Origin of the sequence: Sutcliffiella horikoshii (assembly GCF_020524325.1) — a bacterium.
Taxonomy (GTDB): Bacteria; Bacillota; Bacilli; order Bacillales; family Bacillaceae_I; genus Sutcliffiella_A; species Sutcliffiella_A horikoshii_D.
Genome location: NZ_JAIVKY010000005.1, coordinates 333,769 through 352,846, shown reverse-complemented (window position 1 = coordinate 352,846; position 19,078 = coordinate 333,769). Strand labels below are relative to the sequence as shown.

Below are 19,078 nucleotides of genomic sequence, written 5' to 3'. Positions count from 1 at the left end.
TTATCCTGAAATTCAAGTTATATTATGCCCATAAAAACAAAAAGTCCCACCTTAGTGGGACAATCAAGAAAGATTAAGCGTTTGCTTTTATGTAGTTTACCGCATCGGCAACTGTTGTAATGTTTTCTGCTTCGTCGTCTGAAATTTCCATATCAAACTCGTCTTCAAGTTCCATTACTAGTTCAACTACATCAAGAGAGTCAGCACCCAAATCGTCTTTGAATTTGGAATCAAGGTTCACCTCGGACTCGTCTACACCTAAACGATCAACAATGATCTTTGTTACACGCTCTAATACATCTGCCATAACTTTCACCTCCCCTCAAGTATTATAGTGAATTTAGCTTTAAAAAACTAGTGAAAGTTGTATATACTCCCTGTTGACTTCCGTTCCAGGTGTTCGCTTTCCGCGGGACGGTGCTTGAGCCTCCTCGGCTTCACCTGCGGGGTCTCAACCTACCGTTACTCCCCCGCTGGAGTCTCACACCTTGCACTCCAGTCATCAGGGTAAATCACTTAAACTTACATCACCATTCCGCCGTCTACGTGGAGGGTTTGGCCGGTAATGTAGGCACTTTTTTCTGATGCTAGGAAAGATACGATAGAGGCAATGTCTTTTGCTTCTCCAAATCTTGCGAGAGGGATTTGCTTGAGCATTTCCGTTTTAACTTCTTCTGTTAGTTTATCCGTCATATCCGTTGTGATGAACCCAGGTGCGATTGCATTTACGGTGATATGGCGGGAAGCCAACTCGCGTGCCGTTGATTTTGTTAGACCAATAACACCAGCTTTTGCCGCTACATAGTTTGCCTGCCCCGCATTCCCCATTACGCCGACGATGGATGCAATGTTGATGATTCGTCCTGATCGTTGTTTCATCATTTGGCGAGTTACTGCTTTTGTAGCATTGAACACACCTTTAAGATTGATGTTAATCACATCATCCCACTCGTCTTCCTTCATTCGCATAAGAAGGTTATCACGGGTGATACCGGCATTATTCACAAGAATATCTATTGTACCGAACTGAGTGAGAGCTTCTTTCATCATTGCTTGTACGTCTTCCATGCTTCCAACATTACAACGTACAGCGATAGCCTCGCTACCCATTTCTTTGATAGCTTCCACTACTTCATAAGCCTTTGCTTCGCTTCCAGAATAGTTGACAACTACATTTGCACCATGTTCTGCTAGTTCAAGTGCAACGGCACGTCCAATTCCGCGTGACGCCCCAGTTACAACGGCTGTTTTTCCTTTAAGCATTTGTAGAGTCCTCCTTTTTAAAGTGATCGATCGCTTTTTGTAGTGTTTCTTTATCGTAAACCGGAATCGTCGTTGCTCTGCGATTCACTTTCTTGATAAGACCTGATAACACTTTCCCTGGGCCCACTTCGATAAACGTATCCACTCCAAGATCTATCAACTTCTCTACAGATTGTTCCCAGCGAACAGGAGAGTAGAGCTGCTCCACAAGCTTCACAGGAATCTCTGAGGCGCTTCTCATTTCGTCCGCATCCACATTTGCAATAACGGGAAAAGTAGATTCATTGATAGAAATCGATGACAATGTATCTTCAAGCTTGGATGCTGCAGGTTTCATCAAACTGGAATGAAAAGGACCGCTAACTACTAGAGGAATCACTTTTTTAGCACCTTTTGCCTTCGCCTTTTCAGACGCCAGCGACACACCTTCTGCGGAACCAGATATGACAATCTGCCCCGGACAATTTAAGTTTGCAAGTTGAACAGGTCCAGCTTCCGAGGATGCTTCTTCACAAGCTTCTTTCAGTAAACTCTCTTCAAGACCAAGCACTGCCGCCATGGATCCAACACCAGCTGGAACTGCTTCTTCCATGTATTTTCCGCGCATATGGACCGTATAGACAGCATCTTCAAAACTGATGGCATCTGCCGCTACAAGAGCAGAATATTCGCCGAGGCTATGTCCAGCCGTATAATCTGCTCTAATGCCTGCTTGTTTAAGCAGTTGCAAAATAGCAATACTTGAAGTCAGGAGCGCAGGCTGGGCATTATATGTCAGTGTAAGCTCTTCTTGTGGCCCTTCAAACATTAAGGAAGAAAGTTTGTAACCTAATTTCTCGTCTGCCTGATCAATCACCGCTTGCACTTCTTTATATTCAGTGGCTAGTTCTTGAGCCATCCCAACAATCTGTGAACCTTGTCCTGGAAAAACAAATGCAACCTTCCCCATTATTTTCCTCCGTTCTCTTGTGAAGTCACAAACTCCATTTTCTCAATAGTATTCGCAATGGTACCTACCATATCTTTTTGTAGCATTTCACGTGTTTGACGGATGGCATTGAAGACAGCATTGTCATCAGAAGAGCCATGTGCCTTGACAACTGGTGCCTTTAAGCCAAATAGAGCCGCCCCACCGTATTCTGAGTAGTCCATTTTCGTTTTGATAGTTTTAAGTTTTGGTTTCAACACAGCTGCTGCAAGCTTGCTTTTCAGGTCACTTGTTAGAACCTCTTTTAACATGTCAAACACAGAAAGGGCTGTTCCTTCAATGGCTTTTAACGTGATGTTTCCGGTAAACCCGTCTGTTACCACCACATCCGCTACTCCGTTCAACAAATCCCTTGCCTCTACATTTCCGATAAAGTGTACCGCATTGGATTCTTTAATGTATTCAAAAGCAGCTTTTGTCAGTTCATTCCCTTTTTTATCTTCAGTTCCTACATTCAGTAAACCTACACGAGGAGCTTTTACACCGCGAACCTTTTCTGCGTAGATGGATCCCATCAGAGCATATTGGAATAAATGCTCTGGTTTCGCATCTGCATTTGCACCTACATCCAACATAACAAACCCTTTACCGTCAACAGTCGGTAAAGTAGGCGATAGCGCAGGGCGTTCAATCCCTTTGATTCTGCCGACAATCAATAATCCTGCCGTCATTAAGGCACCAGTATTCCCTGCTGAAATACAGGCATCTGCTCGTCCCTCTTTTACTTCTTTGGCCATCAGGACCATAGAGGCGTTCTTTTTACGGCGTACTGCCCGAACCGGTTCCTCATCTCCTGAAATAACCTCTTCTGTATGTAAAATAGTTATTTGTTTTTCATTCGTTAAGTATGGTCGTATTTTATTTTCATCCCCAACAAGGGTAAACGTAACATCATTATATTTCTCAACAGCTTTCATAACACCTTCTACAATAGTCTTTGGTGCATGATCGCCACCCATTGCATCAATGGCAATTCTCATCATTATAACCTGCCTTTAATTAAGAACTTGTAGAGCGGAACATTTCAAACTCACCATGGAATACTTTTTCACTTCCGACAGAGCTTTTCACTTCTACAGTTGTTCTACCTTTTTCTTTATCCACTTTACTAACGAAGGCTTTTGCAACAATTCTTTCGCCCAATTTAACAGGTCGTGTAAATCGAATGGTAGCTTTTGCAGTTAACGCCAGTTCATCATTGATGACGGCAACCGCCAAAGAATTGGCTTGTGCAAACAAGTGATGCCCCCGAGTAATTTGATTTCGCTTAAAAACATGCTCACTTTGAACATCAAAAATGGAAATCGCGCTCTCGTCTAATTGAAGATCAATAATTTCCCCAATCACTTCATCAAGAGGTAGGGATTTCACTTCTTTCTCAAGCGTCCTTGCAGCCACGTTTTTAATTCTCTCCCGTAATTCAGGAATATTTAATTCCAGACGATCCAATCGTACTGTTTGGATGCTGACTTGAAAAAAATCTGCAAGTTCTTCATCTGTTATAAAAGGGTTTTCCTGTATCTTATCCTTTAAAGATAACTGGCGCTCCTTTTTGTTTCGTCTCATATATTACACACCATCCGAACTATTATGACTAGGTACTAATAGTAGTATATATACATAAAAAGCATATTGCAAGACAAAATTTGCTGATATGGTAAGAAAAACCGGCAAAAACAGCCCGGTCTTTTTTAGTTGCTTAATTATGCACCGCTGTTCCTTTCCGCAAATGGCTTCGCTTTCCGCGGGACGGTGCTTGAGCCTCCTCACTTCGTTGCGGGGTCTCAAGCTACCGTTACTCCCCCGCTGGAGTCTTCGCCTTTTGCTCCAATCCACAGCTGAACTTATGTGAACGAAAGGTTAGTGCTTTACAGTTAACTCAGTTAGACGACTTTCATTAACCCTTAAATGAATGAAGCCATCTTGTTGATTGAAGTGGAAGGCGCGCAGACGCCCGCGGGAGGAAGGGACAGGGGAGACCCCGCAGGCGAAGCCGAGGAGGCTCCCGGACCGCCCGCAGGCAAGCGAAGCGCCTGGAACGGAAATCAACCGATTTTTATACTTTCTTATCTTTTGTACAAAAAGGCAGAGCAAGCCAGCAAAACGGCTTCACACTGCCTCTATTAATCCAATTTGTCACCATCTAAAATCCCTGAGTGTTGAATCATTTCCCGTAAGCCTTTATACTCCCCGTCCACCCAAAAACTATCAGAATAGAGAAGATCATGCGCATCCTGCCTCGCTACTTCAAGGGCTCTGTAATCATGAACCATATCAGCGACTTTAAATTCCGGTACACCGCTTTGTTTTCTGCCAAAGAAATCACCTGGGCCTCGCAGTTCCAAGTCTTTCTCTGATAGCACAAAACCGTCATTCGTTTCTGTCATGATTTTCATCCGTTCTTTCCCAACTTCTGACTTGGGATCTGCAAGCAAAATGCAATAGGATTGTTCACTACCACGCCCAACACGGCCTCGTAGCTGATGCAGTTGGGAAAGACCAAAGCGCTCCGCATCATAGATCACCATCATAGTCGCATTCGGAACATTGACCCCGACTTCTACAACGGTGGTGGAAACAAGGAGTTGCACTTCATTTTCACTGAAAGCTTCCATGACTTTTTCTTTTTCATCCGAACTCAACCTGCCATGCATTAAGCCGATTTTCCATTTACCACGGTAGTAATGCGTAAGCATATCATGCACATCTATCGCATTTTGTACGTCAAGCTTTTCCGATTCTTCAATAAGTGGGCAGATGACATATGCTTGCCTGCCTTTTTGAAGTTCCTTTTCTACAAAGCCAAGTACCCTGTCAATCATTTGATGTTTGGCCCAATAAGTCTCTATTGCTTTTCGACCTGCCGGCATTTCGTCGATAATGGAAACATCCATTTCCCCAAAAGCTGTAATGGCTAGTGTCCTCGGAATTGGCGTCGCCGTCATAAACAGGACATCCGGATTTGATCCTTTTTCGCGGAGGACCCTACGTTGTTCGACTCCAAAGCGATGCTGCTCATCTGTTATGACCAGGCCAAGTCTTTTAAAGTTCACTTCTTCTTGTATTAAAGCATGCGTACCGACAAGAATATCAATTTCACCATTAGCCAACCTTTCCAAGAGCTCCCTGCGTCGCTTGCCTTTTACGGAACTTGTTAACAGTTCTATGTTGACTTCGGTTTCGCTGAACAGACTTGTTAATGATTGGGCATGTTGTTCAGCAAGGATTTCTGTTGGCACCATCAATGCACCTTGGTAACCAGAAAGATGGGCACCATATAGAGAGATTGCCGCAACCACTGTTTTTCCTGAACCAACATCACCTTGTAATAAGCGGTTCATCCGGTATGGGGAAGTCATATCACCTAAGATTTCTCCCAACACCCTATTTTGTGCACCTGTCAGGGGAAATGGAAGTGTACGGATGAATTGTTGAAGCTTACTTTTAGAAAATTCATGAACAAGTCCTTCTGTTTGCTCACGCTTATATTTTCGTAACGCCTGAATTTTCAGCTGAAAAAGTAAAAATTCCTCATAAACAAAATACCGCCTTGCATGTTTCAGCGTTTCTTGATTGACTGGGTTATGTAGCGCTCTTACTGAATCACCTTTAGATGGGAGTTTGTATTTTTGTAAAAGAGAAACAGGAAGTGCACTTTCCAAATCGGTTCCATATGTTTGCAGCGCGCTTCCGATGAACTTACGCATCTGCTTGACGGTAATATTCCCCTTAACCGAGTAGACAGGTTCCACTTCACTTTCTTTCATGAATGGTCCAAAGTGAATCTCCATAACAGTGATCGTTTGACGATGCTGGTCCCATTTTCCTGTAATGGTGATGGTGTCGTTGATGGAAAGTTTATTTTTGTAATATGGCCGGTTGAAACAAACCGCCTTCACTAAAAAACGACCAACAAAAAAACGAAAAGTAAGCCTGGATTTCTTTTTGCCAAAATACATAAGAGAAGGCTCTCCATGAACCTTCCCTTCTACCGTTATTTTCTCTTCATGTTTTACTTCTGATATATCTCTAAGCCGATAATCTTCATACCTGTACGGGAAATGCATCAGCAGGTCTTCTACTGAGTAAATTCCCATTGCATGCAGGGAATTTGCGGTTTCTTCCCCAATGCCTTTTAAGGTTGTTACTGTCGTTTCGGATAAATTAGTCACCTTTTTGTAAGGGAACACCAAATATTTTCGCTTCTAATTCACGACCAGTTGGTGTTGCCGCCAACCCTCCTTGTGCAGTTTCTTTAAGTGCAGTAGGCATCGTCTGTCCAATCTTGTACATTGCGTCAATTACTTCATCACATGGGATCCTGCTAGTAATCCCCGCAAGTGCCATGTCTGCTGCGACCATTGCATTTGCTGCACCCATTGCATTACGCTTCACGCATGGTACTTCAACTAGACCTGCAACAGGGTCACATACTAATCCTAACATGTTTTTTAGGGTAATGGCCATTGCTTGTGCACATTGATCGGGAGTCCCGCCAGCCATTTCCACGATAGCAGCTGCTGCCATCCCTGAAGCAGAACCCACTTCAGCCTGACATCCTCCAGCAGCACCGGAGATAGAGGCATTATTGGCAACAACGAATCCGAAAGCTCCTGAGGTGAATAAAAAGTTGATCATTTCTTCTCTTGTTGGGTTGAGCACGTTTTTTACGGCAAAAAGTGTTCCAGGTACTACCCCGGCAGAACCAGCCGTTGGAGTGGCACAGATTGTCCCCATGGCGGCATTTACTTCATTTGTAGCAACCGCTTTACTCACTGCATCCAATATATTTTTACCTGTCAGGAAATTGCCTTTTTCAATATACTTTTGAAGAAGTACCGCATCGCCGCCCGTTAAACCCGACACAGATCTTACACCTTCAAGCCCTCTCTCAACAGCCTGCTCCATGATAGTAAGGTTTTTGTCCATCTGTTCGAAAATTTCCTCGCGTGTTCTACCCGTAAATTCCATTTCCTGTTCAATCATTATCTCTGAAATCTTCTTGTTACTACTTTGTGCTATTTCAATCAATTCTGCAACATTACGAAACATGATTTTTCCCCCTTAAGAGCTATACATCATATGAAAGCGCTATCATTATTATTCTAAAAGCTAGTCCACAATTTTTGTAACTTGAGTGATGTTTGGCAGTGCTGATAATTCTTGAATCACTACATCATCTATATTTTGATCCACTTCTATGGTCATTAAGGCTTGTTGTCCTTTTTCTTTGCGGGAAACTTCCATATGGCCAATGTTTATGGCAAACTTCGCTAACACATTCGCAACACCTGCGATCGCACCATAACGGTCATCATGCACAACAAGCAATGCCGGGTGATTTCCTGAAAGTTTTAATGCAAACCCATTCAACTCAGTAATCTCAATTTTCCCTCCGCCTATCGAAATGCCGACAAGCTCTAATTCCCCATTTTCATCTCCGATTACCACTTTTGCCGTATTCGGATGGTCTGTGATGGCATCTTCCTCATGAAAGGTAATGGAAACTCCTAAAGAATCTGCAATTTGAAGAGAGGTTTTGATTCTTTCATCAAATGTATCAAAATCTAGTAATCCTCCTACAATCGCTACATCTGTACCATGCCCTTTATAGGTTTTAGCAAACGAACCGAAAAATGATATGTTCGCCCACTTTGGCTGCCTTCCGAATAGACTTCTTGCCACACGGCCAATTCTAGCAGCGCCAGCTGTATGGGAACTTGATGGTCCTATCATGATGGGGCCAATAATATCAAATACACTTTTATATTTCATGCCTGCCCACTCCCCTATGTCGGTTTACTGTAACTTACCCCAGAAACTTTTTTTATTTCTTCACATACAAAAGAAGGGTGTTACCCCTTCTTTTATTTTCAAATATAATTTTAGCCTACTCGATCGAAAAGATAAAGGAATATAGTGGCTGTTTTCCGTTATGGACTTCTACTTCCACATCCGGATAGGATTCTTCTAATTCACTAACAAGTTCCTCTACATCTTCTTCTGATACATCTTCACCATAGATGACAGTAAGAATTTCGGAGTCTTCGTCCATCATGGATGTAAGAAGTTCCTTTGCAGCTGATTTTTTGTCTTTGTTAGTAAGAACAATTTTACCATCAGCAATTCCCATGAAATCATTTTTCTGTATTTCAACGCCATCAATATTCGTATCTCTGACAGCAAATGTGATTTGTCCTGTTTTTACTGAACTTAAAGCATCTTTCATCGTCACTTCGTTGTCAGCAAGCTCCCCAGTCGGGTTGAATGCAAGAATTGCTGCCATCCCTTGTGGGACTGTTTTACTTTCAACAACCGCTACATTTTGCTCCGCAACTTCTGCAGCCTGTTTTGCCGCCATGATGATGTTGCTGTTATTTGGCAAGATGATCACATTTTCAGCATTCACTTCATCAATTGCTTTTAGAATATCCTCTGTACTTGGGTTCATTGTTTGGCCGCCTTCAATGACTGCCTTTGCTCCGATGCTTTTAAAAAGCTCGGCAATTCCTTCACCCATTGCTACCGTGATTATCCCAAATTTCTCGCGTTTTTTGTTCATTTCAGGTTTTGGAGCAGGGTAAGCATCTTCTTCAAAAAGAAGGTTGCTGTGCTGTTCTCTCATATTTTCAATCTTCATGTTAATCAGGCTTCCATATTTTTGAGCATAAGTCAAAACATTACCAGGCTGTTCTGCATGAATGTGTACTTTAACGATTTCTTCATCGGCAATAACTAACAGAGAATCCCCGTATTCAGACAGGTCGTTACGGAAGTTTTCTTCTGTAAAAGGATTAGCTTGCACTTTTTCTTCTTCAAACTTAACCATAAACTCTGTACAGTAGCCAAATTCAATATCTTCTGTATTGATAGCAGAGTGAACATTTTTATGATGTTCTGCATTAACAAGCTCGTTCATGGTAGTAGAAGGAACGATATCCTCGATTCTTTGCCCCTTTAGCTCTGCAAGGAATCCTTCATAAATGTAAACTAAACCTTGGCCGCCGCTGTCCACTACTCCCACTTCTTTTAAGACAGGAAGAAGGTCCGGTGTGCGTTTAAGGGAAGCATTTGCTTCTTTTAACGTTTCTTCCATCAATACAATGATGTCTTCTTCATTTTTCGCTACAGCAACCGCCTTCTTTGCAGCATCTTTCGCTACAGTAAGAATAGTTCCTTCCACAGGCTTCATAACGGCTTTATATGCTGTTTGAACTCCAGCTTCCAAAGCTTGTGCAAAGTCTTTACTTGTAATTGTTTCTTTCGCTTCAATATGTTTAGAGAATCCTCGGAATAATTGGGATAAAATTACCCCTGAGTTACCTCTTGCACCCATAAGTAGGCCTTTAGCCAGAGCAGAACCAACCTTTCCGATATGCTCAGAAACATTACCCTTTACTTCTTTCGCTCCTGAAGTAATAGAAAGATTCATATTTGTTCCCGTATCTCCATCCGGAACCGGAAAAACGTTCAACGCATCTACTGTTTTGGCGTTGTTTGATAAATGATTTGCACCTTGGATAACCATTTGTGCAAAACGTTTCCCATTTAGAACTTTTACTGACACTAAAATTTCCTCCTTATTACGGGTTCGTAACTCGAACTCCCTGTACATAAATATTTAAAGAATCAACGGAAAGACCGAGCATTTGATTCAAGGTATATTTCACTTTCGTTTGTACGTTGTGAGCCACCTCGGAAATCTTTGTCCCGTAGCTTACGATGATGTACATGTCGATATGTAACTGGTCTTCTTCTTGGCGCACGATCACACCTTTTGTGAAATTCTCTTTTCTAAGTATTTCGGATAACCCATCTTTCAATTGGCTTTTAGAGGCCATGCCTACTATTCCGTAACAATCAATTGCAGCTCCACCAGCAATAGTAGCAACTACATCGTTAGAAATATCTATTTGACCATAGGATGTTTTTAGTTCGATGGACATAAAGGTTCCCCCTTCAATTGGATTTTTCACCTTGTCTACACGCTATTTTACTATAAAAACGTTCATTTTAAAAGCAGGCGGGTACTATTCTAATAATACTATTATTATACTGAATGCTAAAAACATGTATGTCAAGGTTTTTTTCTTGAAAGCTTTCCTTAGAACTATTGCAAAGTGTGGGGTAGTATGTTAAATTATATAAGTATTTTCAAGAGATTATTTTGGTAAAGAAAAACGATGCAGAAGGGTACTTCTTTAGACGTAGACCTTATGTATGGTTCTTCTCGCAATAATAAGAAGGTACTTTCTTATTACTAATGAAAATATTGAATGATGTTTCTTTGTAGTTAGGAGGGAATTGAACATGGCACGTAAATGTGTAATTACAGGCAAAAAGACTGGTTCTGGAAACGCACGTTCTCACGCAATGAACTCTACTCGTCGTACTTGGGGTGCAAACCTTCAAAAAGTTCGCATCTTAGTAGATGGTAAGCCAAAGCGTGTATACGTTTCTGCAAGAGCTTTAAAATCAGGTAAAGTTGAGCGCGTTTAATTAATATTTGCGCACATAAAGAAGCGACAGGGAGATGATCCTTGTCGCTTTTTACTTTTGGTTGAGTTTTGGTGTTGGTTGATTTGGTATTGATATTGGTTTACATAACTATCTTACCGTATACATCTTTGTAAAATCGCAAAAAATTGTTGTAATTCCTATGTTATAGTTGTTTTTTTATCAAGTAAAAATTGGTTCGGTCAATTTTTTAACAGGTTCGGTCATTCTCCCTACTTTTTTCAATAGGGTTCGGACAAATCGATTGAATGTTTGGTCAATTTTATAGTGGTGTTCGGTCAATTGAAAAATTGGTTCGGTCATTTATCCGAAACTTCGGCCAACTTTGCAAAATCTTCGGTCAACTTTCGGAAAACTTCGGTCAAAATCAACAAATCTTCGGACATTTGCCCAACTTACATACCTTGCCACCTCTGAATCAGGCATCATTTTCAATCAAAACACTATTCATTTATAAAAAAAGCACCCTTTCCAGGTGCCTTACTCCTTTTTAAACGACCCAAGCATAGCCCGGATTATTCCCCCCAAGAACCTAGGTAGTTTGATTGTATAAAATTTCATTACATTCCCTCCTCCGAACTTTTACCTTTTTATTAAATCAGGTTGCAAATTAGCGGATCGCTGGGACCGTCTTAAGATAATGGATGATAATCACGGCTCCTTATCACCATTAATATGCCTTCATCAAATGAAAAAGTACCACTTTCCACTTCAAGTTCATTACTAATACATAGTGTGTCCCCAAAGCGAATATGCTTTTTTTCTAAAGGATATTTAAATCCCTTGAGCGTGATACCTTTCACATCAGGGGTGATAGGCATAAATGAAATAAATGGCAGAGACTCATCTTCCTTGATAGAGTATGTACCTTCCCTAAGGGCAAAAAGTTGATTTTGAATATCGTGGATTTCGATTAACACCCCACTCTCCAGTCCTTTTAACAGAAGCTGTATGTTCCCTAAAAAGTGATCCAGCCTGCCACCCGTTCCTCCAAAAATTCTGATAATTGCTGGATCCTGGCAAAGCGCCCAGTTCACTGCAATTTCTGTATCTGTCTCGTCTTTTTCACTAGGAAAGACCTCTGCATGAGGGAGTTGTGCTTTTATTGTATGAAGTTCTTCACTTGTAATGGAATCAAAGTCACCAAAAGCTTTAGCTGGTAAGATATTATGCTCAAGTAAATAAGCAACCCCTCTATCTACCCCCACCCAAAGCACATCTTCATCCTGCCAATCTTGCAATTCAGGAATCCGCTCTATCGGTCCCCCTGCAACAATATGTATAATCAATTTGCATCTCCCCTTAAAACTTTTTAACGTAAAAAAGCCTTCATTAACGAAGACTTTTTACGTGCTGGAGGAGTCGTCATAGTCATAACGAAATCCGTCCAGTTGTTTATTTACTACTTCACCTGAAGAAAACTTCTTCAGCAACTGTTCATACATGTCAATTTCGTTATAGTCTGTGCTATTGGCCAATGCGGAGTGCAATGCTTGTTCAAGTATTGCCTGGTCATCCTTCGAAATATTCATCTTAGAAGTTCCTCCCTCACCATTTACCTTTAGCATGCCGCAGCAATCCAGTAATTATGATAAGTTGCTTCTGATGGAGGAGATTGCCTGTTTACGATCTTCTTTGTTGTAGATGGCAGATCCGGCAACCAAAACGTTTGCACCTGCTTCCACACATAGCTTAGCTGTTTCAGGATTCACGCCACCATCAACCTCAATATCAATGGACAATCCTCTTTCTTTCGCCAAGGAAGCTACCTGCTTAATTTTCGGCAATACATCATGGATGAAAGCCTGACCGCCAAATCCGGGGTTGACTGTCATTAAAAGCACCAAATCCACATTATTCAAAATAGGAATGATGCTCTCAACCGGTGTTGCAGGATTGATAACTACACCAGCTTTTACACCTTGTGACTTAATATGCTGGATGGTGCGGTGAAGATGACGACATGCTTCCACATGAACGGAAATGATGTCAGCACCTGCTTTGGCAAAATCAGCAATATATGCATCAGGATTTTCAATCATCAGATGCACATCCAAAGGCAGCTTTGTGATGGGGCGAACTGCTTCGACGATTAAAGGACCAATGGTGATGTTTGGTACAAAATGTCCGTCCATCACATCAATATGAATATAGTCTGCTCCTCCTTGTTCCACATCTAGAATGTCTTTTCCTAAGTTGGCAAAGTCCGCACTTAGAATGGAAGGGGCGATTTTTATCATATTTAGTACCTCGGCTTTCTGTCTTTTATTTCTTCTACAAAAGAAACGTAGTGTTTATATCGGTAGGAAGCAATTTCTTCGTTTTCGACTGCTTCTTTAACCGCACATTTTGGTTCTTTAAGGTGAGTACATCCTCGAAACTTGCAATCATGGCTTTTTTCTACGAATTCTGGAAAACAATCTTTTACGTCTTCCGCTTCCATTTCAAGGAATTCTAGTGAACTGAAACCTGGCGTGTCCGCAACAAAGCCATGGTTGATTTCCATCAGCTCCACATGCCTTGTCGTGTGCTTTCCTCGTCCTAAGTGGGAGGAAATATTATCTGTTTTTAATTCTAACTCTGGGCGTAACACGTTCAAAAGAGATGACTTTCCAACTCCTGATTGTCCCGCAATTACGGATGTCTTATCTTTCAGGTATGGCAGTATTTCTTTAAGCTGCTCTGGTTCCTTGGTAGAAGTTAATAGAACTTCATAACCTATCGAACGATAATAATCCGCAAACGCCAGGAGGTTGGCATCTTCATCAAGAAGATCCATTTTAGAAATACAAATCAATGGACTGACCCCTTTTGACTCAATCAGCACAAGGAATCGATCCAAAAGAACCGTACTGAATTCAGGTTCCATCGCAGAAAACACAAGGATTGCCTGATCAATGTTAGCGATTGGCGGTCTTACAAGCTCGTTTTTACGAGGAAGTACATCCATAATGTATCCTTCTTGGTCGTTTTCTGCTTGAAATACAACTGAGTCCCCAACAAGAGGGGTTATCTTATTTTTTCGGAAAACCCCTCTACCCCTGCATTGGGTAATATCGCCATCCGCTGTCAAAACATAGTAAAAGCCGCTCAATGCTTTGACAATCTTGCCTTCTGGCATACACTCACTCCTTAATAATTACTCTATATCGTCATAGTTAATGGTTTTATTTTCTACTTCTTTCCCATCTACGACAATTTTGTATTTAGCCTGTTGTTTATAAGCCACTGTTACCGTGAAACTGGTGATCAAGTCCTCCGTAATAATAAAGGTTTCTTTTGGTTCACCTTCCATTGTGTTATTAAGGTCCTCTAAATATAATTCAACTGTCTGCTCTGCGCCTTCTTCTTCCGGATCATATGTTACTTCAAGTGGTATATCCACTGTCTTATCACCAGGTTGTGGCCCATCAGAAACGATAAGTTTAATGGTATCCCCTTTTTTCACTTGGGATTCTGGTGCAGGATCCTGTTTAATAATATTCCCTTCAGATACAGAATCATTATACTCTCTTGTCACTTCTGGAACTAATTCTAAGCTCGCAAGATGTCGTTGTGCAAACTCAATGGAAGATCCTTGATAATTGTCCAGTTCAATAGGACTTGAACCCATAGAGACAATTAGCTTTACTATTGTTTCTTCCGGGACTACACTCTCCCCAGCCTCGGGTTCTTGTCGGATGACTTGTCCTTCAGGTACTTCATCAGAGTGAATTTCCTCAATTTCATGGTCGTCATATTTGGCTGCTTGTATCCGATTAATAGCCTCATTGACTGGAAGCCCCGTGTAATCAGCCATTTCGACTTTTTCTTTGCCTAAGCTTTGGAAGATGGTAATTGCTTTGCCTTCTTTAACTACCTCTCCTGCTTCAGGGAAAGTTCTCGTTACTCTTCCCTCTTCAATATCATCACTAGGTTCCTCTTTTGGTTCTTCTAAAACAAAACCTAAATCTATCAGTTCTTTGACTGCATCGTCATACTCTTTATCCGTCACATCAGGAACTGTGACATCTTTAGGAAGAAGCATGGATGGTAATAGAGTAAATGCAGCTATTCCACCACCAACAAGCAGTAAAAATAGGAGTAACATCCCAATGACCCATTTTTTCTTTTTCTTCTTTTTTGGAGGCGGTGGTTCTTCTGTTTTTTCGCTTACAGGGTTGGTTTCTGGCGGACGAATTCTAGTTTCATCTTCATTTGTAATATTATTTAAACTGCCTTTAATAATTGGAATAGCTTTTGTTGCCTCTTCATCGTCATCAGGTATATAAAATTTAGGTTCATTCATACGGCTTGGTTCAAGCGCCGTCATGACATCTGCCTGCATTTCGTCAACAGAGGCATAGCGGTGAAGCGGATCCTTAGCCATCGCTTTTAATACAACATTCTCCATACTTTGAGGCAAAGTAGGATTCCAACGCTTTGGAGATGGCGTTTGTGATTGCAAATGCTTTAAAGCAATGGAAACTGCAGATTCCCCGGAAAACGGCAATCTTCCTGTTAACAATTCAAACATTACAATACCTAATGCATAGACATCAGATTTTTTCGTTGCCAAACTTCCTCTAGCCTGTTCAGGAGATAAATAATGAACAGAACCTAAAAGGGAATTGGTCTGAGTAATCGTTGTAGAACTCAAGGCCATGGCAATACCGAAATCCGTCACTTTCACAGTACCATAATCATCAATCAATATATTTTGCGGTTTAATGTCCCGGTGGATTATACCATTTTCATGGGCATGCGAAATAGCTGATGTCAGCTGGTTCATAATCTCCACTGCATTATATTGTTCCACAGGTGCATATTGTTGAATGTACTGTTTTAATGTTTTTCCTGACACATGCTCCATCACAATATAATAAATATCATCTTCTTCCCCAATATCATAAATGCTTACTATATTCGGATGGTCCAAGCTTGTTGCAGATTGAGCCTCTCTTCTAAAGCGGCGAATAAATTCCTCATCATTTGCAAAATCTAAACGTAATACTTTTACTGCTACATCACGATCCAAAATCATGTCATGGGCAAGGTAAACATTTGCCATTCCACCGCCACCAATGACTTCCATAATTTTGTAGCGATCATTTAATCTTTTACCTATTAACACCTATTTCACCCACTCCCAGCTTCGGAGACAGATAATTCCAAGATGGCAACCGTGATATTATCTTCCCCACCGTAATGGTTGGCGCGTCTTATTAATTCCTCTGCTTTTTCAGACAAAGCATGGTTCCCGTTGTTTAAAACCTCAACTAGCTCCCGGTCTTTCACTTTGTCACTCAAACCGTCTGAACAAAGGAGAATATATCCTGGATCATCATATGTAATGGTTTTTATATCTATTTTCACTGTTTTTTCTGTCCCTAAAGCCTGTAGTATAACATTTTTTCTAGGATGATGTTCTGCATCTACCTTTGATATTTGCCCCGTTTTAACAAGTTCATTAACAAATGTATGATCTTCTGTTAATTGCTTGGCACTTTCCTCTGAAACAAGATAAATCCTACTGTCACCGACATGTGCATGGGTAACAAAACCATCGCCAATAATGGCAGCAACGATTGTAGTTCCCATCCCATTGCATTCCTCATGGGAATTTGCATGGTCAAAGAGTGTTTGATTGGCTTGAAGAATGAATGTCTTCAACCAGATCTCAGCAGGTTCAGGGGAAGAGATATTGGTTGTCTCTTCCCACACTTCTTTGATGTGGCTTACTGCTCTTTCGCTTGCCACTTCACCTGCTTGATGGCCCCCCATACCGTCACAAACCACTGCTAGTTTTGTGCCGTCTTTATTAACAAAAATTCCCCCATTGTCTTCATTATGTGAACGAACTCTCCCTCTATCTGTTAAAAAGACCATTAACCATTGTCACCTCGTCTCTTCTTTCCGCTCCTTCGCACGCAGCTGTCCGCATGCAGCATCAATGTCGTGGCCTTGCTCACGACGAACTGTTACATTGACCCCAAGATTTTTCAATGTTTTTTCAAATAAATTAATTTGTTCTTTTGGTGTTCTCACATAGTCACGCTCTGGAACGTAATTCACCGGAATTAAGTTCACGTGACATTTCATGCCCTTAAGCAACTGTGCCAATTCCTCGGCATGTTCTACTTGGTCATTGACCCCACCGAACAAGCCATATTCAAAACTCACACGACGTCCCGTTTTATTGATGTAATAACGGATAGACTCCATTAGGTCTGGAAGTTTATATGCTCTATTGATAGGCATAAGTCTTGAACGAATTTCTGTATTTGGAGCATGCAGGGAAACAGCAAAGTTAATTTGCATGTTTTCATCCGCAAACTTATAAATTTTAGGGATAATCCCACTTGTCGAAACGGTAATGTGGCGTGCACCAATATTAAGCGCTTGGTCATGGTTGATAATTTTCAAGAAGTCGAGCATCTCGTCGAAATTATCGAATGGTTCCCCAATACCCATGATTACCACGTGGCTGACACGTTCATCCATTTCATCAAGAGCCTGTTGAACCTTTACTACTTGCGCAACAATTTCTCCTGCTTCAAGGTTACGTTTTAATCCACCAAGAGTTGAGGCACAGAATGTACAACCGATTCGGCATCCTACCTGTGTCGTTACACAAACAGAATTTCCATATTCATGCTTCATTAGGACCGTTTCAATGGAATATCCATCATGTAGTTCAAATAGGAATTTCATCGTTCCATCAGAAGATGTTTGTTGAACAATTGTTTTTAATGTCGTAAGTGCATAGGTTTCTTCTAGTTTTTCTCTTAAGTTTTTGGAGAGATTGGACATTTCTTCAAACGATGTCACTCGCTTTTGATAAAGCCATTCAAAAATCTGTGTCGTTCTGAATTTTTTCTCTCCGATACTTAGTAACCATTCTTCCAATTCGTGTAATTGTAGAGAATAGATGGACGGTTTACGCGTTGCTTCTTCTTGTTTGAGTTGTTCTTTAGTTTTATGTTCCATCTTTTACACCTGCCTTTTTAGTCTAACAATAAAAAATCCATCCGTACCAAAATAGTGAGGCAATAGTTGGAGCATACCTTCTTTAACATAGCTGTTTACCTTTTCTGGCAGTAATTCTTTAATGTTGAAATCTATTTCAAACTCTTTGTTTGCTTCTAGAAATGCATGAATAACATCAGCATTTTCTTCTTTATCAATTGTACATGTACTATATACCAAAGTTCCACCTTTTTTTACAAGAGGTGCCACTTCCTTTAGTATAGCCAATTGAATAGAAGCTAGTTGCTTGATATCCTGCATGGACTTCGTATATTTCAGATCGGGTTTCCTGCGAATAACACCAAAACCTGAACATGGTGCGTCTACCAAGATTTTATCGAACTGTTCTTCCTTGAAAATTTCTTGGGCCTTCCGGCTGTCAAGGGCTTGTGCTTCAACGTTGGAAAGCTGAAGTCTCTCTGCTTGATCCTTTATAAGTTTTACCTTGTGCTCATGAAGGTCCGTGGAAATGACTCTACCACTATCCTTCAACAATTCGGCGATATGTGTTGTTTTCCCTCCAGGAGCTGCACAGCAATCATAGACAACATCGTCTTTTTCTACACCGAGCGCTCGGGCTACAAGCATGGAACTCTCGTCTTGAATGGTCATATAGCCATTTTTATAGGCATTAGAATAGGCCATATTTCCTTTTAAAGAGACAATGCTTTCTTTTGCAAGCTCGCCTTTTTCCACATTAAATCCTTGAGTGGTGAGCATTTGCAATACTTCTTCCACATCTGCCTTTGCTGTATTTGCTCTGGCTGATTGATGTGGTGGAACAAGGTTCATTTCACACATTCTTTCTGTATCATGCACCCCATATTGTTCGATCCATTTTTCCACCAACCACTTTGGGTGGCTTGTAGAAATGGAAATGCGCTCCACATCGTTTTCTATTTTTTCAAGGTCAGGCACATCGTTACGCTGTATGGACCTTAACACGCCATTGACAACAGATGCAACACCTTTGTGGCCTCTTTTTTTGGCAATTTCTACCGCTTCATAAATAGCTGCTCGTGCCGGAACTTTGTCTAAATACAACATTTGATACAAAGTCATCTTTAACAGGACTTTTACCCAATCCTGCAGCTTTTTTTGTTTTTCTATATAAGAAGCCAAGTAATAGTCCAAGGTGATGGTTCGTTGAATAGTACCATACACGATTTCGGTAAAAAGCCCGGCGTCTTTTTTGGATAACTTTCCTGAATCTAGGTAGTTGTTTAACAATAAGTTACTGTAGGCCTGCTTTTTTTCCACATTTAACAATGCCTCTAAAGCAAGTTCTCTTACATTTTTCAT

Annotated in this window: 20 protein-coding genes; 1 reads left to right on the top strand and 19 read right to left on the bottom strand. The window is 41.0% G+C overall.

Translation table 11 applies throughout. The annotated features are described in order from the left end of the window. Nucleotides 1-73: 73 nt before the first annotated feature. The 10 genes from acpP to LC091_RS06545 all read right to left on the bottom strand — a co-directional run bounded on the left by acpP (nt 74) and on the right by LC091_RS06545 (nt 10,197). Nucleotides 74-307 (bottom strand): acyl carrier protein, encoded by a 234-nt coding sequence (gene acpP / locus LC091_RS06590; protein WP_010193151.1) that lies wholly within the window; start codon nt 305-307, stop codon nt 74-76. A gap of 215 nt (nt 308-522) precedes the next feature. After that, a complete protein-coding gene (gene fabG, locus LC091_RS06585) occupies nt 523-1,263 on the bottom strand; it encodes a 3-oxoacyl-[acyl-carrier-protein] reductase (protein WP_226681241.1) in 741 nt (246 codons plus the stop codon). After that, nucleotides 1,256-2,212, bottom strand: a complete 957-nt coding sequence (fabD, locus tag LC091_RS06580; protein WP_226681239.1) for an ACP S-malonyltransferase — start codon at nt 2,210-2,212, stop codon at nt 1,256-1,258. The genes fabG and fabD overlap by 8 nt, the downstream gene beginning before the upstream one ends. Next, a complete protein-coding gene (plsX, locus tag LC091_RS06575; RefSeq protein WP_226681336.1) occupies nt 2,212-3,231 on the bottom strand; it encodes a phosphate acyltransferase PlsX in 1,020 nt (339 codons plus the stop codon). Before plsX ends, fabD begins: the two co-directional genes overlap by 1 nt. 19 nt (nt 3,232-3,250) lie before the next feature. After that, entirely contained in the window at nt 3,251-3,817 is a 567-nt protein-coding gene (fapR, locus tag LC091_RS06570; protein ID WP_010193141.1) for a transcription factor FapR, read from the bottom strand. A 557-nt stretch (nt 3,818-4,374) separates the two neighbouring features. Further along, nucleotides 4,375-6,423 (bottom strand): ATP-dependent DNA helicase RecG, encoded by a 2,049-nt coding sequence (gene recG / locus LC091_RS06565; RefSeq protein WP_226681238.1) that lies wholly within the window; start codon nt 6,421-6,423, stop codon nt 4,375-4,377. Then, nucleotides 6,416-7,303 carry an L-serine ammonia-lyase, iron-sulfur-dependent, subunit alpha gene (sdaAA, locus tag LC091_RS06560; protein ID WP_226681236.1) on the bottom strand — a complete coding sequence of 296 codons (888 nt, stop codon included), beginning with the start codon at nt 7,301-7,303 and terminating at the stop codon, nt 6,416-6,418. The genes recG and sdaAA overlap by 8 nt, the downstream gene beginning before the upstream one ends. A 60-nt stretch (nt 7,304-7,363) precedes the next feature. Further along, nucleotides 7,364-8,026 (bottom strand): L-serine ammonia-lyase, iron-sulfur-dependent subunit beta, encoded by a 663-nt coding sequence (gene sdaAB / locus LC091_RS06555; protein WP_226681234.1) that lies wholly within the window; start codon nt 8,024-8,026, stop codon nt 7,364-7,366. Nucleotides 8,027-8,141: 115 nt separating this feature from the next. Continuing rightward, nucleotides 8,142-9,818, bottom strand: a complete 1,677-nt coding sequence (locus LC091_RS06550; RefSeq protein WP_226681232.1) for a DAK2 domain-containing protein — start codon at nt 9,816-9,818, stop codon at nt 8,142-8,144. Nucleotides 9,819-9,834: 16 nt separating this feature from the next. After that, entirely contained in the window at nt 9,835-10,197 is a 363-nt protein-coding gene (locus LC091_RS06545; protein ID WP_226681230.1) for an Asp23/Gls24 family envelope stress response protein, read from the bottom strand. A gap of 364 nt (nt 10,198-10,561) precedes the next feature. Between LC091_RS06545 and rpmB the strand changes: the two genes are divergently transcribed. Beyond that, on the top strand, nt 10,562-10,750 hold the full coding sequence (rpmB, locus tag LC091_RS06540; protein ID WP_010193132.1) for a 50S ribosomal protein L28: 189 nt from the start codon (nt 10,562-10,564) through the stop codon (nt 10,748-10,750). A gap of 498 nt (nt 10,751-11,248) precedes the next feature. Here rpmB and spoVM read toward each other — a convergent pair whose 3' ends face one another. The 9 genes from spoVM to rsmB all read right to left on the bottom strand — a co-directional run bounded on the left by spoVM (nt 11,249) and on the right by rsmB (nt 19,078). Further along, nucleotides 11,249-11,329: a stage V sporulation protein SpoVM gene (spoVM, locus tag LC091_RS06535; RefSeq protein ID WP_060665857.1), complete on the bottom strand. Its 81-nt coding sequence runs from the start codon at nt 11,327-11,329 to the stop codon at nt 11,249-11,251. A 71-nt stretch (nt 11,330-11,400) separates the two neighbouring features. Next, nucleotides 11,401-12,057 (bottom strand): thiamine diphosphokinase, encoded by a 657-nt coding sequence (locus LC091_RS06530; RefSeq protein WP_226681229.1) that lies wholly within the window; start codon nt 12,055-12,057, stop codon nt 11,401-11,403. 57 nt (nt 12,058-12,114) lie between these two features. Continuing rightward, entirely contained in the window at nt 12,115-12,300 is a 186-nt protein-coding gene (locus LC091_RS06525) for a hypothetical protein (RefSeq protein WP_226681227.1), read from the bottom strand. A 54-nt stretch (nt 12,301-12,354) separates the two neighbouring features. Then, the gene (gene rpe / locus LC091_RS06520) at nt 12,355-13,008 is read right to left on the bottom strand and encodes a ribulose-phosphate 3-epimerase (RefSeq protein ID WP_226681226.1); all 654 of its coding nucleotides are present in this window, start codon (nt 13,006-13,008) and stop codon (nt 12,355-12,357) included. 2 nt (nt 13,009-13,010) lie between these two features. Then, nucleotides 13,011-13,889, bottom strand: coding sequence for a ribosome small subunit-dependent GTPase A (rsgA, locus tag LC091_RS06515; RefSeq protein ID WP_226681224.1), 879 nt, complete (start codon nt 13,887-13,889; stop codon nt 13,011-13,013). Nucleotides 13,890-13,907: 18 nt separating this feature from the next. Next, the gene (gene pknB, locus LC091_RS06510) at nt 13,908-15,881 is read right to left on the bottom strand and encodes a Stk1 family PASTA domain-containing Ser/Thr kinase (RefSeq protein ID WP_226681222.1); all 1,974 of its coding nucleotides are present in this window, start codon (nt 15,879-15,881) and stop codon (nt 13,908-13,910) included. 5 nt (nt 15,882-15,886) lie between these two features. Then, entirely contained in the window at nt 15,887-16,636 is a 750-nt protein-coding gene (locus LC091_RS06505; protein WP_226681221.1) for a Stp1/IreP family PP2C-type Ser/Thr phosphatase, read from the bottom strand. Between the two features lie 9 nt (nt 16,637-16,645). Further along, nucleotides 16,646-17,737 carry a 23S rRNA (adenine(2503)-C(2))-methyltransferase RlmN gene (gene rlmN / locus LC091_RS06500; protein WP_226681218.1) on the bottom strand — a complete coding sequence of 364 codons (1,092 nt, stop codon included), beginning with the start codon at nt 17,735-17,737 and terminating at the stop codon, nt 16,646-16,648. 3 nt (nt 17,738-17,740) lie between these two features. After that, nucleotides 17,741-19,078 (bottom strand): 16S rRNA (cytosine(967)-C(5))-methyltransferase RsmB, encoded by a 1,338-nt coding sequence (gene rsmB, locus LC091_RS06495; RefSeq protein WP_226681216.1) that lies wholly within the window; start codon nt 19,076-19,078, stop codon nt 17,741-17,743.